Origin of the sequence: Halorientalis pallida (genome assembly GCF_004118325.1) — an archaeon.
Taxonomy (GTDB): Archaea; Halobacteriota; Halobacteria; order Halobacteriales; family Haloarculaceae; genus Halorientalis; species Halorientalis pallida.
Window position 1 is genome coordinate 327,142 of the sequence record NZ_RDFA01000002.1, and the last position, 12,419, is coordinate 339,560.

The window sequence follows — 12,419 nt, forward strand, 5'->3', positions numbered from 1 at the left end:
CTACTCCAGGTGTTGGTTGACCAGATCGACCAGCGGCGCCTCGGTCCGGTCGAACGTGAATACGATCCCCGACCACTCCCGGTAGGGGAAGTGGGCCACGAGGACGTTGTCGTAGAACCGCATCGTCGCGTCGAGCGTTCCGAAATCGAACAGCGCGCCCTCCTGTGGCGGATCGCTCAGCCCCTTCATGATGAGGGTCTCGGCACGCTCTTCGCGTTCGGGAATAGAGAGGGTCTCGGCCACGTCTTCACGGAGAAAGAGCACGTCGTAGTCGTCGGCGGTGTACCGAATCGCCGAGCGGAGGGAGGCGTCGGACTCGTCTTGCAGGTCGTCGATGAGGTCCCGAACCTGGTCGCCCACGTCGTCGAGTTCGCCGTCGTCGATCTCCGCCATCTCGTCTACGGGGGCGTCGAGGTCGTCCGGCGGGGTGTCGGCCATGCCGCGTACGTGGTCACGCGCGGACATAAGCGCAGGGGACGTTTCTGCAGCGACGAGTCTGGACTGGCGGGCGGGCGACCGACGGAAACCACCGCCCTTGAAGCCCCCGGCGGCGAACGGAGGGATATGACACTCGTCGCGTTCGACTTCGACGGGACGCTCTCGGACTCGGAGATGACCGTGCTGCTGGGGGAGCAGTGTGGGGTCGCCGACCAGATGGAGGAGATCACCCAGCGGGCGATGAACGACGAGATCGGCTACGCCGAGAGTCTCCGCAGTCGGTGTGAGCTGCTGGACGGGCTCTCCCAGGAGAAGGCCGAGGCCGCCTTCGATCAGGTCGTCCTCCGGGCGGACGCCGCCATGGTCATCGAGAACCTCAACGAGGTCGGCGTCCACACCGCCATCCTGACCGGCGGGTTCGAGCGCGGTGTCGAGCGCGCCCTGGAGAAGGCCGACGTGACCGTCGACTCCATCGTCGCCAACCGGCTTCCGATCGAGGACGGCGCGCTGACGGGGGCAGTCGAGGGCCCGCTCATCGAGGGGACCAAAGACGACGCCCTCGAGGACCTGGCCGGGACGGTCGGCGTCGACGTGGCCGACACCATCGCCGTCGGCGACGGGGCCAACGACATGCCGATGCTGGAAGTCGCGGGCCTGTCGGTCGGGTTCGATCCCAAGCCCGCAGTGGAGCCCGCGTGTGACACCATCGTCCTCTCGATGGCCGAACTCCACGGCCTGCTCGAAGCCGAAGGCGTCCTCTAACAGCCGGTCTCGGCGGCCGACCGACCAGCACAGTGATACGTCGCCGGCATCGTTTCACACGTATCCCTACTTCAATTTACGTCATATTAGCCGTTGCTCTTTTATGTAGGCGGTGAATACGGGGAGTGTCTTGAGCGTGAGTCTGTTTCCCACGTCACAGTGGCTCGATGCGTATCAGCGCGAGATCAACGAGAGTGCCGCGCTGGACGACGTCGGTGTCGGCTGGGGCGTGGGATCGAACGGAGACGTGCTGATCGTCGTGGAGGATCTGCCGCTTTCGGAGACGCGGATCGGTGACCTGCCGGAACTGGTGTTCGAGGGCGTCCCGGAGAAGGTCAAAGACGACCTCGACGACGTGACGCTCGACGAAGCACCCGAACTGATCGACGACGGAGTCCGGGAGCATTTCCCGCCGGTGTCACAGGGCCTCCTCGATCAACTCGGAACCTGCGTCGTCGACGGGGACATCTTCTGTTACATCGGGCTGGAGAGCGGCAAGTGTCCCGAGGTGGAGATTCTCGAGAGTCGAGACGAACGCGAGGTCAACGCGGTGCTGGAAGCCGAGTGGAACGTCTGGCAGGCGATCATCGACGGCCGGCCGGCCACGTCGGCGGTCCTGGGCGGCGACCTGGCCGTCGAGACCGACGGCCCGCTGGGGCCACAGACTCTGACGATGCTGCAATTGCTCGGTGACGTGGCGGCCGACGTGGAGACGACGTTCCTCTTCGAGCAGTCACGCCGGTCGATGCCGGATCTGGTTCTCGACGAGGCAGTCCGACAACCGGCCGCGTTCCAGAAACTGGCCTACCGGCAGGCTGCGCTGACCAGCAGGCTGTTCAACGTCTTCTAGGTCGACTGCGCGATGGCCTGGTCGAGGTCGGCCTCGATGTCCTCGACGCCCTCCAGGCCCACGGAGAGGCGGATCAGGTCGTCGGTGACGCCCGCGGCTTCCTTCTCCTCGTCGGTGAGTTGCTGGTGGGTCGTGCTGGCGGGATGGATGATCAGCGTCTTGGCGTCCCCGACGTTGGCCAGCAGGCTGGCGACCTCGGTGGACTCGACGGTGCCGCGAGCGGCGTCGTAGCCCTCCTCCAGCCCGAACGTGATCATGCCGCCGTAGCCGCCGTCGAGGTACTTCGAGGCGTTGTCGTGGGTCTCGTGGTCGTCGAGGCCGGGGTAGGTGACCCAGGAGACTTCGGGATGATCCTGCAGGAACTCCGCGACGGCCATGGCGTTCTCACAGTGGGCGCTCATACGCTGAGGGAGCGTCTCGACGCCCTGCAGGGTCTGCCAGGCGTCGAACGGCGACTGCTGGTTGCCCAGGTCGCGCAGACCGCGCGCGATGGCGGTGTAGGTGAACGCCTGCTCGCCCATCGCCTCGGCGAAGTTGACGCCGTGGTAGGCGGGGTTGTCCTTCGCGATCTCCGGGTAGTCGTCGGCGTGGGCGCTCCAGTCGAAGTTGCCCCCGTCGACGACGACGCCCCCGACGGTCGACCCGTGGCCGTGGATCCACTTCGTCGTGGAGTTCCAGACGAGGTTCGCGCCGTGTTCGATGGGGTTGCAGAGATACGGCGTCGCGAACGTGTTGTCCACGAACAGCGGGACGCCGTGGTCGTCGGCGATCTCCGCGAGGCGGTCGAAGTCCGGTGTGACCAGGGCGGGGTTCCCGATGGTCTCACAGTGGACGTACTTCGTGTTCTCGTCGATGGCCTCCTCGTAGGCCTCGTAGTCCAGGGTGTCGACGAAGCGTGCCTCGACGCCCTGCCGAGGGAGCGTGTGGGTGTAGTAGGTGTAGGTCCCGCCGTACAGCGAAGAGGCGGTGACGATGTTGTCGCCGGCGTCGGCCAGCACGAAGTCCGTGAGGTTGAGCGCCGCCATCCCCGAGGACGTGGCGACCGCGCCGACGCCACCCTCCAGCGCGGCGAGGCGTTCCTGCAGGGTCTCGACGGTCGGGTTCATCAGCCGCGAGTAGATGTAGCCCGGTTTCGCCAGCGCGAACTGGTCGGCGGCGTCCTCGGCGTCCTCGAAGACGTAGCTCGTGGTCTGGTAGATCGGCGGTGCGCGCGCCCCTGTCGCCGGATCGGGCTCTTCCTGGCCGACGTGAAGCGACTTCGTCTCGATCTGATCGTCGTCGTGCGTCATGGTTGAGGGAAGGATTCTCACGCCCCGGAGAAATAGCTGTCCACTCGGGGTGACAGCCGCCGAATACGTTCGAGACGAGAGTCGTCTCCCCGGTGTGGATGGGTTCATGTTGCTCCGGTGGGAACCGGTGGGCGATGAGTGGTCGCGTCGGTCGGACCGGTAGTGTCGTGCTGGAACGACTCAGTGACAACCCGCTGGCCGTCGCCGGGTTCGTCGCCGCCCTCGGGGCCGCCGTGATCGTCCTCGTGGCGGCCAGCGCCCGGAGCGGGGCGGCGCTGACCGATCCCGCGCAGGCGGCGACGGTACTCTCGGCCGTGCCGGCCGTGGCGGTCGCGCAGCCGGCCTACGTCGCGGCGTTTCTGGTGGGCGTGGCCGCCGCCGTCTACGCGCGGTGAGTGGGAGAGAAACTCGCCCGATCACGAGAACAGACTCGTGTGGACGGGCGCGAACTGACTCTCGGTCTCGTCGTCCTCGGCGGTGTCGGTGATCGCCGTCCCGTCGACGCCCTCTTCGAGGAAGTCCGACAGCGGCGGGCCGACCTTCTCGGGTTCGACGAGGAAGGCGTCGTGACCGTGATCGGACTCGATGACGTGGTGGGCGACGGGGCCACCGACCTCCCGGAAGGCCTCGGCGACCTGTTCGGACTGTTCGGTCGTGAAGTGCCAGTCGCCGGTGAAGGACATCAGCAGGGCCTCGCCCTCGAAGGCGCTGATGGCGTCGGCGTCGTCCTCGAAACCGGCGGCGAGGTCGTAGTTGTCCATCGACCGGGTGAGATAGAGGTAGGCGTTGGCGTCGAACCGCTCGACGAACTTCTCGGCCTGGTAGTCCAGATAGGACTCCACGTCCCGGTAGGGGAAGAACGTCCCCGCGGGGTCGACGGGGAAGGTCCGCATGGCGTCCCGGCCCGCCGCACGGCGGCCGAACTTCTGGTCCATGGAGGCCTTCGAGAGGTACATGATGTGGCCGATCTGTCGGGCCAGGGCGAGTCCGTCCGTGGGTTTCGCGTCGGTGCCGTAGTACTCCCCACCCTGCCAGTCGTCGTCGGTGGTGATGGCCCGGCGGGCGACCGCATCGAGGGCGAGACACTGTGGGTCCAATCGGGCAGCGGCGGCGATGGGGACGACGCGCTCGACGTGGTCGGGGTGGCGTTTCACCCAGTCCAGGGCGTTCATGCCGCCGACGCTGCCGCCGACGACGGCGTGGAGGTGTGGAATCCCGAGTTCGTCCAGCAGGCGGCGCTGGGCCTCGGTCCAGTCGCCGACCGTGACGGCTGGGAAGTCGGTGCCGTAGGGCTCGCCGGTCTCGGGGTTCTCGCTGGCCGGGCCGGTCGTCCCGTAACAGGAGCCGGGGACGTTGGCACAGACCACGTAGTACTCGGTGGTGTCGATGGCCTTCCCCGGGCCGACGATGTCGTCCCACCACGCGCGGGCCTGGCCGCTGGTCCCTTCGGTACGGTGGCCGGCGACGTGTGAACTGCCGGTCAGGGCGTGACAGACCAGCACCGCGTTCTCGCCGGTGAACTCGCCGTAGGCCTCGTAGGCGATCTCCAGTTCGGGGATCGACTCCCCGCACTCGAACTCGAACTCGCCGACGGCGACCGTGTCGCGTTCGACCTCCATGCTACGCCCTCGTGGCCGTCTCGATAGCTCGGTCGAGATCGGCCGTGATGTCTTCGACGTCCTCGATGCCGACCGAGAGCCGCAGGAGGTCGGGCGTGACGCCGCTGGCGCGCTGTTCCGCCTCGCTCAACTGGGCGTGCGTGGTGCTGGCGGGGTGGACGATCAGCGTCTTGGCGTCGCCGACGTTGGCGAGGAACTGACCGATTTCGACGGCCTCGCACACGTCGCGGCCGGCCTCGTACCCGTCCGCCAGTCCGAAGGCGATCATGCCGCCGTAGCCGCCCTCCAGATACTCGCTGGCGTTGCCGTGGGTCTCGTGGCTCTCCAGGCCGGGGTAGGTGACCCAGGAGACCTCGGGGTGGTCGGAGAGGTGTTCCGCGACGGCCATCGCGTTCTCGCAGTGGCGCTCCATCCGAACGTCGAGTGTCTCCGAGCCCTGGAGGGTCTGCCAGGCGTCGAAGGGTTTCTGCCCGTCGCCGAGCGTCCGGAGGGCCCGGTAGCGGGCGGCGGCGGCGAACGCGCGGTCGCCGAAGCGGTCGCTGAACGTCGTCCCGTCGAACGCGGGGTTGGGCGCGCCGATCTCGGGGAAGCGCTCGGGGAACTCGCCCCAGGGGAAGGATCCGCCGTCGACGAGGACACCGCCGACGGTCGTGCCCGACCCGTGGATCCACTTCGTCGTCGACTCCCAGACGATGTCCGCGCCGTGATCCAGGGGCGTACAGAGCGCGGGCGTCCCGAACGTGTTGTCGACGAACAGCGGCACGTCGTTGGCCTCGCAGACGGCGGCCAACTCGTCGAAGTCCGGCGTGACGAGGGCGGGGTTGCCGATGGTCTCGCAGTGGACGTAGGCGGTCGACTCGTCGATGGCGTCGTCGTAAGCCGCGTAATCGAGGGTATCCACGAAGCGCGCTTCGACGCCGCGCCGGCGGGCGTTGTGGGAGAGATAGGTGTGGGTGCCGCCGTAGATAGAGGAGGCAGAGACGACGTTGTCACCGGCCTCGGCCAGCACCGACGTGGCGGCGTCCAGCGCCGCCATCCCGGCACCCGTGGCGACGGCGTCGACACCGTTCTCCAGCGAAGCAAGACGCTCCTCCAGCATCCGGACCGTCGGGTTGTGAAACCGCGAGTAGATGTTGCCCTCGCCCTCCAGCGCGAACAGGTCCGCCGCGTGGTCCGCGTCCTCGAAGACGTAGGACGTGGTCTGATAGATCGGCGGCGCGCGTGCCCCTGTCGCCGGATCCGGCTCCGCCTGGCCGGCGTGGACACACCGCGTCCCGAACCGTCGCGTGTCGTCGGTCATGTACCACACTCATATATCTCTAGCCATCTATAACCGAGAGTTACGGCAATATTTCTGTGAGTGTTGATGTCACACAGGAACAGGTATCTCCGGTGGCGGAGCGTCGGTGTGGCGGGATGAGAAGGCGGGGTGGTCAGGCGTCCGATTCCGTGGGCGTGGCGGTCACGTTGCCGGTCGGGCTGGTCGGGGTCGTCGAGCCGTTCGGCGCGGTTTCGTTTCCGCAGGGTTCCTCTTCCAGGATCTCGTCGATCGCCAGCTCGGCCAGTTTCCGGCCGGTGAGGACGAAGCCGTCGTCCTCGCTGACGTTGTTCCGGGACTCCTCGTAGTCTGAGGCGTTCGTCCGGTTCTGGAGCCGCTCTTTCGTGACGTTCTCCGTCTTATCGACCGGTTCGCACTGGCTCGAATCGACCGCGCCGGACGCCACCGCGATTCCGGTCCCGGCGAGGACGGCGAGTAGCGCCATCACGAGTGTACGTTTTCGGACCATCGGTGTTGGAGGGCTCCCACGACGTGTCACGCCGGGAGCGTTCGTCGTTCTGTTCTTGCATTTCCTATTTGGAATTTACGGTCCGTCGGCACGGAACGGCCGCCGCCTGGGGGTCGCGCGCGAAACGGGAAGATTGATTTCGGGTCAGCGGGAGTGTCAGTGCAGTCGCGATGTCCGCCGAGTTACCTGTCGACACCGGTGACGATCCCCGCCTGCACACCGACCACGTCCGGTACCTGCCGGGCGACGACGCCCACGCCGTCACGCTCGTGGGTGTCGTCCACGACCACCCCGCGAGTCGCTATCGGGTCGGCGAACTCGTCGACGCGCTCGACCCAGCGGTTCTCGCGGTCGAAGTCGCCCCGCTGGCTCTCCCGCTGTTCGAGGGCTACGCCGCCGACGGCCGCGACCTCCCGGCCATGGGCGGCGAGGTCAGCGCCGCCATCGCCGCCGCCGAGGACGCCCACGTCGTCGGTATCGACGGCGTCGACGGCACGTTCCTGTGGACGCTCGCCCGCCGAGTCCTCGCCGAACGTCCCGAGCCCGCGACGCTCTCGCGCGTGGTCGGGAGCGTCCTGGGCGTCGTCCGGAGTGCCGCGGCCTGTCGGCTCGGCGCGGCGGTCGCCACGACGACCGGCCTCCGCCTGGAGGTCGACGACCCAGTGACGCACGGGACGACGCTGGCCGACCCTCCGGAGACACAAGCCGCCGACGAGCGCTCGCAGTTGACCCGGAGCCTGACGCTGTTGCGGTGTGCCGATCCGCCCGAACCGATCCGGGTGCGCGACGACGTGCGTGACCGCTGTATGGCCGCCCGCCTCGCCGACCTGCGCGCCGAGGGCGACGTGGTGGCCGTCGTCGGGCGGGGCCACCTCGATCCGCTGGCCGAACGACTGACGGAGTGAACGCGACGGTATCAAAACTACCATGCCCCCCGGCCGAGGAGTAGGCAGTATCAGGTGGTTTCGGTGACCAAGAAACAGGAATACACGGGCGACTGTCCCGACAAGACGCTGTATCTCCCGGGTCCGACGGAGGTCCGCGACGACGTGATCGAGGCGATGGCGGAACCGATGTTCGGCCACCGCATGGACCGGATGACGGACCTCTACACGACCATCGTGGAGGACACCAAGGAGTTCCTCGGCACCGACGACGACGTGATCGTCCTCACGGCCTCGGGGACCGAGTTCTGGGAGGCCACGACGCTCAACCTCGTCGAGGACCGCATGCTGGTGCCGACCTCCGGCAGTTTCAGCGAGCGCCAGGCCAACGTGGCCGAGCGCCTCGGCAAGGAGGTCGACCGCATCGAGTACGACTGGGGGAAGGCGGTCAAGCCCGAGGACGTCCGCGACGCCCTCGAATCGAGCGACGAAGGCTACGACGCCGTCGGCGTCGTCATGAACGAGACCTCGACGGGCGTCCGCAACCCCGTCGAGGAGATCGGCGACCTGCTGGGTGACTACCCGGACACCTACTTCGTCGTCGACGCCATCTCCTGTCTCGGCGGCGACCGGATCGACATCGAGGCCCACAACATCGACTGCATCTTCACCTCCACGCAGAAGGCCTTCGCCATGCCGCCCGGCCTGGCGGTCTGTACCGTCAGCGACGCGGCCTACGAGCGGGAACTCGACAAGGAGTCCGCGTCGTGGTACGGCGGCTTCCAGCGCTGTCTGGACTACTACGACCGGAAGGGGCAGACCCACTCCACGCCGGCGATCCCGATCATGCTCGCCTACCGCAAGCAGATGAAACACATGCTCGAGGAGGGCCACGAGGCCCGCGACCAGCGCCACCGCGAGATGGCCGAGTACACCCGCGAGTGGGCCCGCGAACACTTCGGCCTCTTCCCCGAGGAGGGCTACGAGTCCCAAACTGTCACCTGCGTCGAGAACACGCGCGACATCAACGTCGCCGAGACCGTCGAGGCCGTCTCCGAGGAGTACGACATGGTCTTCTCCAGCGGCTACGGCGATATCAGCGAGGAGAGCTTCCGCATCGGCCACATGGGCGAACACACCGTCGAGAGCATCAAAGAGCTCACCGACGCCATCGAAGACGTGGCCGGGCTCTGACGGGAGAAGAGCGTTACACTACGTCAGCCGGCTGTTTTGCACCGTGATCGAGTAGTTCACTGTCGAACGAGACCAGCGTCGCGTCGACGGCCTCGGCTGCTGCGAGGACGAGCGCGTCCATCGGGTAGAGGAGTGTTTCCGACTGGAGTCGGTTCGCTTCGAGCATATCCGATGCGTCCGGAAACGTGACCGTCGTCCGAGCGGTAATCCGGTTCTCGATCCGGTCGATTCGATTCCGTTCGAACTGTTTTTTCTTCGAGAGGACACTCCGGAGTTCCATCAGATTCAGCACCGAGACGTACGGGTCGTCGGCTCCCTGAGGAGTTCGATAGCCAGATCGGACCGCTCGGTGTCGTTCGTCACTGCGGCCACGAGGACGTTCGTATCGAGAAGTATCTTCATAGCCGCTCGCGAACGTCCCGGACCGCCTCGACGGAATCGACTTCGATGTCGACCGCCAGTTCCTCGAGTGCATCACCGAGCGGCACCGTCTCGTCGTCCCCCGGGTCCGAACGCATGAAATCCTCGAAATCGTCCGTCGTGAGGCTCATACAGGACAGTTGTGCTGCTGTTTGGAAAAACCTGCTGGTGGGTCCACCTAGCCGTCCAGAACGGTTCCGAGAGCACCGAGGAACTCACCGACGCCATCGAGGACGTGGCCGGGCTCTGACGGGAGACCACGGGACTCTATACGGGCCCGATACAGGGGCCGGTATGGACGCGGACGCACCGGCGGACAACCCCTACGTCACGGACCCGGACACCGACTTCGCGCCGGTCGCTACTATCGACGGGAGCCGAGCCCGCGAGCAGGCCCGGCAGTTGCGCGAGGCGATCCGCTATCACGACTACCGCTACTACGTGGAGACCGATCCCGTGATCGGCGACCGCACCTACGACGCGCTCTTCTCGCGGTTGCAGGACCTCGAAGACGCCTTGGACCTCGAAACCGAGGACAGCCCGACCCGGCGGGTCGGCGGCGAACCCGTCGACGAACTCGAGTCGGTCGAACACGTGGCGCCGATGCTCTCGATCGATCAGAGCGGCGAGGCCGACGAGGTGAGAGAGTTCGACGAGCGAGTCAGGGACGGGCTGGCAGACAGCGACTGGGGGAAAGACCTGCAGTACGTCTGTGAGCCCAAATTCGACGGGCTCTCGGTCGAGATCGTCTACGAGGACGGCCAGTACCAGCGCGCGGCGACCCGCGGCGACGGCGTAGAGGGCGACGACGTGACCGAGAACGTCCGCACGATCCCGAGCGTGCCCCAGCGACTCCGCGGGGACTACCCCGAGTTCCTCGCCGTGCGGGGTGAGGTGTACATGCCCAAGGAGGCATTCCGGGAGTACAACAAGGAACGGGTCGAGCGCGGCGAGGACGCCTTCGCCAACCCGCGCAACGCCGCCGCGGGCACGCTCCGGCAACTCGACCCCTCGATCACGGCCGAGCGACCGCTCTCGGTGTACTTCTTCGGCGTACTGGACGCCAGCGAACGCACGGACAGCCAGCAGGCCGACCTCGAGGCGTTCCAGGAGTGGGGCCTCCGGGTGGCCGAGGAAGTCGAGGTCGTCGACGACGTCGAGGCGGCCATCGACTACCGGGACGCGATGCTCGACGGGCGCGAGGAGTTGCCCTACGAGATCGACGGCGTCGTCGTCAAGGTCGACGGCCGCGAGGCCCGAGACATCCTCGGCGCGACCAGCCGCCACCCGCGGTGGGCCTTCGCGTACAAGTTCCCCGCCCGCGAAGAGGTGACCCGGGTCACCGACATCGTCGTCCAGGTCGGCCGGACGGGGCGGTTGACACCCGTCGCTCTGCTGGACCCCGTCGAGGTCTCCGGCGTGACGGTCTCGCGGGCCAGTCTCCACAACCCGGAGGAGATCGAGCGGCTGGGCGTGGGCGTCGGTGACTCGGTGCGGGTCAAACGCGCCGGCGACGTGATCCCGGACGTGTCGGCAGTCGTCGAGGACCGCACCGAGAGCCACTTCTCGTTCCCGGATCACTGCCCGGCCTGTGACAGCGCCGTCGAGCGCGACGGGCCCATGGCCTACTGCACCGGCGGGCTGGCCTGTCCCGCCCAACTCGAACGGGCCATCGAACACTACGCCAGCCGCGCAGGGCTAGACATCGAGGGGCTGGGCCCCGAACGCATCGACCAGCTCATGGACGCCGGGCTGGTCGAGGGGCTGCCCGACCTCTACGCCCTCGACCGGGCGGCACTGGCCGATCTGGAGGGGTGGGGCGAGACGAGCGCCGAGAACCTGCTGGCCGAGATCGAGGCCGCCCGGGAGCCGCCGCTCCCGGACTTCCTGGCGGCCATCGGCGTCCCCGAGGTCGGCCCCAGCACCGCCAAATCGCTGGCCCGCGAGTTCGGGGACCTCGACGCCGTGATGGATGCCGACGCCGACGAACTGCAGACCGTCGACGACGTGGGCCCGACCGTCGCCCGGGAGATCCGGGAGTTCTTCGCCTCGGAACACAACCGCGAGGTGATCGAACAGTTGCGCGACCGGGGCGTCGACCCCCAGCCGGTCGAGGTCGACGGCGGCGACGAACTGGACGGGCTGACGTTCGTGTGCACCGGGTCGCTCGACGAGTTCACCCGGTCGGAGGCCCAGGAACTCGTCGAAAACCACGGCGGATCGGCCACCAGCAGCGTCTCGGGCAACACGGACTATCTGGTGGTCGGCGAGAATCCGGGCACGAACAAACGCGAGGACGCCGACGCCGAGGACGTACCGGAGATCGACGAGGACCAGTTCCTGGCCCTGCTGGAAGAGCGGGACGTGCTGTAGCCCAAGTGACTTTTTCGCGGGCCCTGTACTCGCGAGTGTGTCCTCCAGATTCGGCGCCCTCCGGACACTCACCAGACGCGACCTCCTCGCCGCCGGTGTCGACGGGCTTCTGACCCTCGGTGCGACCAGCGCACTCGGTCGGCCGTCGCTACGGTTCGACGGCGGCTCGGCGTACGTTCACCCCGCTGACGAGCGCACCATCGACAACGGTCTCCAACCGGACGGCGAGGAACAGGCGTACGTCACGCTCGTCATTCCTGTCGCCGTCGAGTCCGTGGCGCCCTTCGACGGGATGGAGAACGACGCCCGACGGGAAGAGCTACAGTCGGCCGACGAGCTGGTTACCACGTCGATATGGAGCGTGGGGCCCGCGCTGAACTACTTGCCGAGCAACGTCGACCTGGCGCAGGCCCACCGGGACTACGTCGAGTGAGCGGTTGCCGGTGTTGGCACGACCATCGGAAATCCATCCCTTCGCCGAGAAAACCCGACCTTTCCCGTGCCGCGTCGGTGGGACGGTCGCGCGGGTTTATCGGTTGGTTCGGAGAACGCCCGAACGCGGCCACCGCCGCGAGGCCGTGATACCTATGAGCCAGCAATCGTTTCAACCCCCCCAGCCACAGCAGTTGCCCGAACAGCCGGACCCGCAGTCGCGCCCGGAGCAACCGGAGTTCCCACGGCGACGACCCCAGACCCCGGAGCCCGGACCGCAGGCGTTTCAGCCGTGGCCGGACTTTCCACGGCCACCGTTTCCGGTCCCGTGGCCCGAGTTTCCGCGGCCGCCGTTCCCACGGCCGTGGCCG

13 protein-coding genes and 1 pseudogene are annotated in these 12,419 nt (G+C 67.3%); 7 read left to right on the forward strand and 7 right to left on the reverse strand.

All coding sequences use genetic code 11. The annotated features are described in order from the left end of the window. Complete coding sequence (locus EAF64_RS06845) at window positions 1-438, reverse strand: hypothetical protein (RefSeq protein ID WP_129068235.1); 438 nt, start codon at window positions 436-438, stop codon at window positions 1-3. A 126-nt stretch (window positions 439-564) separates the two neighbouring features. Between EAF64_RS06845 and serB the strand changes: the two genes are divergently transcribed. Together serB and EAF64_RS06855 are read left to right on the forward strand one after the other, a co-directional pair. Further along, window positions 565-1,200 (forward strand): phosphoserine phosphatase SerB, encoded by a 636-nt coding sequence (serB, locus tag EAF64_RS06850; RefSeq protein WP_129068236.1) that lies wholly within the window; start codon window positions 565-567, stop codon window positions 1,198-1,200. Between the two features lie 136 nt (window positions 1,201-1,336). Beyond that, window positions 1,337-2,050: a sterol carrier protein gene (locus EAF64_RS06855; RefSeq protein WP_129068237.1), complete on the forward strand. Its 714-nt coding sequence runs from the start codon at window positions 1,337-1,339 to the stop codon at window positions 2,048-2,050. Here EAF64_RS06855 and EAF64_RS06860 read toward each other — a convergent pair. Further along, window positions 2,047-3,339: an O-acetylhomoserine aminocarboxypropyltransferase/cysteine synthase family protein gene (locus EAF64_RS06860; protein ID WP_129068238.1), complete on the reverse strand. Its 1,293-nt coding sequence runs from the start codon at window positions 3,337-3,339 to the stop codon at window positions 2,047-2,049. The two genes, EAF64_RS06855 and EAF64_RS06860, sit on opposite strands and share 4 nt — an antisense overlap. Window positions 3,340-3,473: 134 nt before the next feature. Between EAF64_RS06860 and EAF64_RS06865 the strand changes: the two genes are divergently transcribed. Beyond that, window positions 3,474-3,734: a hypothetical protein gene (locus tag EAF64_RS06865; protein WP_129068239.1), complete on the forward strand. Its 261-nt coding sequence runs from the start codon at window positions 3,474-3,476 to the stop codon at window positions 3,732-3,734. A gap of 21 nt (window positions 3,735-3,755) precedes the next feature. On the opposite strand, the gene metX is transcribed toward EAF64_RS06865, so the two are convergent. From metX to EAF64_RS06880, 3 genes are all read right to left on the reverse strand, one after another. Continuing rightward, complete coding sequence (gene metX, locus EAF64_RS06870) at window positions 3,756-4,958, reverse strand: homoserine O-acetyltransferase MetX (RefSeq protein WP_129068240.1); 1,203 nt, start codon at window positions 4,956-4,958, stop codon at window positions 3,756-3,758. 1 nt (window position 4,959) lies between these two features. Beyond that, the gene (locus EAF64_RS06875) at window positions 4,960-6,258 is read right to left on the reverse strand and encodes an O-acetylhomoserine aminocarboxypropyltransferase/cysteine synthase family protein (protein ID WP_129068241.1); all 1,299 of its coding nucleotides are present in this window, start codon (window positions 6,256-6,258) and stop codon (window positions 4,960-4,962) included. Window positions 6,259-6,391: 133 nt separating this feature from the next. Then, window positions 6,392-6,745 carry a hypothetical protein gene (locus EAF64_RS06880; RefSeq protein WP_129068242.1) on the reverse strand — a complete coding sequence of 118 codons (354 nt, stop codon included), beginning with the start codon at window positions 6,743-6,745 and terminating at the stop codon, window positions 6,392-6,394. 170 nt (window positions 6,746-6,915) lie between these two features. Between EAF64_RS06880 and EAF64_RS06885 the strand changes: the two genes are divergently transcribed. Together EAF64_RS06885 and EAF64_RS06890 are read left to right on the forward strand one after the other, a co-directional pair. After that, a complete protein-coding gene (locus tag EAF64_RS06885; protein WP_129068243.1) occupies window positions 6,916-7,650 on the forward strand; it encodes a hypothetical protein in 735 nt (244 codons plus the stop codon). Between the two features lie 63 nt (window positions 7,651-7,713). After that, the gene (locus EAF64_RS06890) at window positions 7,714-8,823 is read left to right on the forward strand and encodes a pyridoxal-phosphate-dependent aminotransferase family protein (RefSeq protein WP_129068244.1); all 1,110 of its coding nucleotides are present in this window, start codon (window positions 7,714-7,716) and stop codon (window positions 8,821-8,823) included. A 13-nt stretch (window positions 8,824-8,836) separates the two neighbouring features. Here EAF64_RS06890 and EAF64_RS06895 read toward each other — a convergent pair. Next, window positions 8,837-9,225: pseudogene (locus tag EAF64_RS06895) on the reverse strand (type II toxin-antitoxin system VapC family toxin). Then, the gene (locus tag EAF64_RS20855) at window positions 9,222-9,374 is read right to left on the reverse strand and encodes a hypothetical protein (RefSeq protein WP_193767600.1); all 153 of its coding nucleotides are present in this window, start codon (window positions 9,372-9,374) and stop codon (window positions 9,222-9,224) included. The pseudogene EAF64_RS06895 and the gene EAF64_RS20855 overlap by 4 nt, the downstream one beginning before the upstream one ends. Before the next feature lie 163 nt (window positions 9,375-9,537). Here EAF64_RS20855 and ligA point away from each other — a divergent pair, with 163 nt between their 5' ends. Continuing rightward, window positions 9,538-11,616 (forward strand): NAD-dependent DNA ligase LigA, encoded by a 2,079-nt coding sequence (gene ligA, locus EAF64_RS06900; RefSeq protein ID WP_129068245.1) that lies wholly within the window; start codon window positions 9,538-9,540, stop codon window positions 11,614-11,616. A gap of 37 nt (window positions 11,617-11,653) precedes the next feature. Then, complete coding sequence (locus EAF64_RS06905; protein WP_129068246.1) at window positions 11,654-12,049, forward strand: hypothetical protein; 396 nt, start codon at window positions 11,654-11,656, stop codon at window positions 12,047-12,049. The last annotated feature ends 370 nt before the right edge of the window (window positions 12,050-12,419 follow it).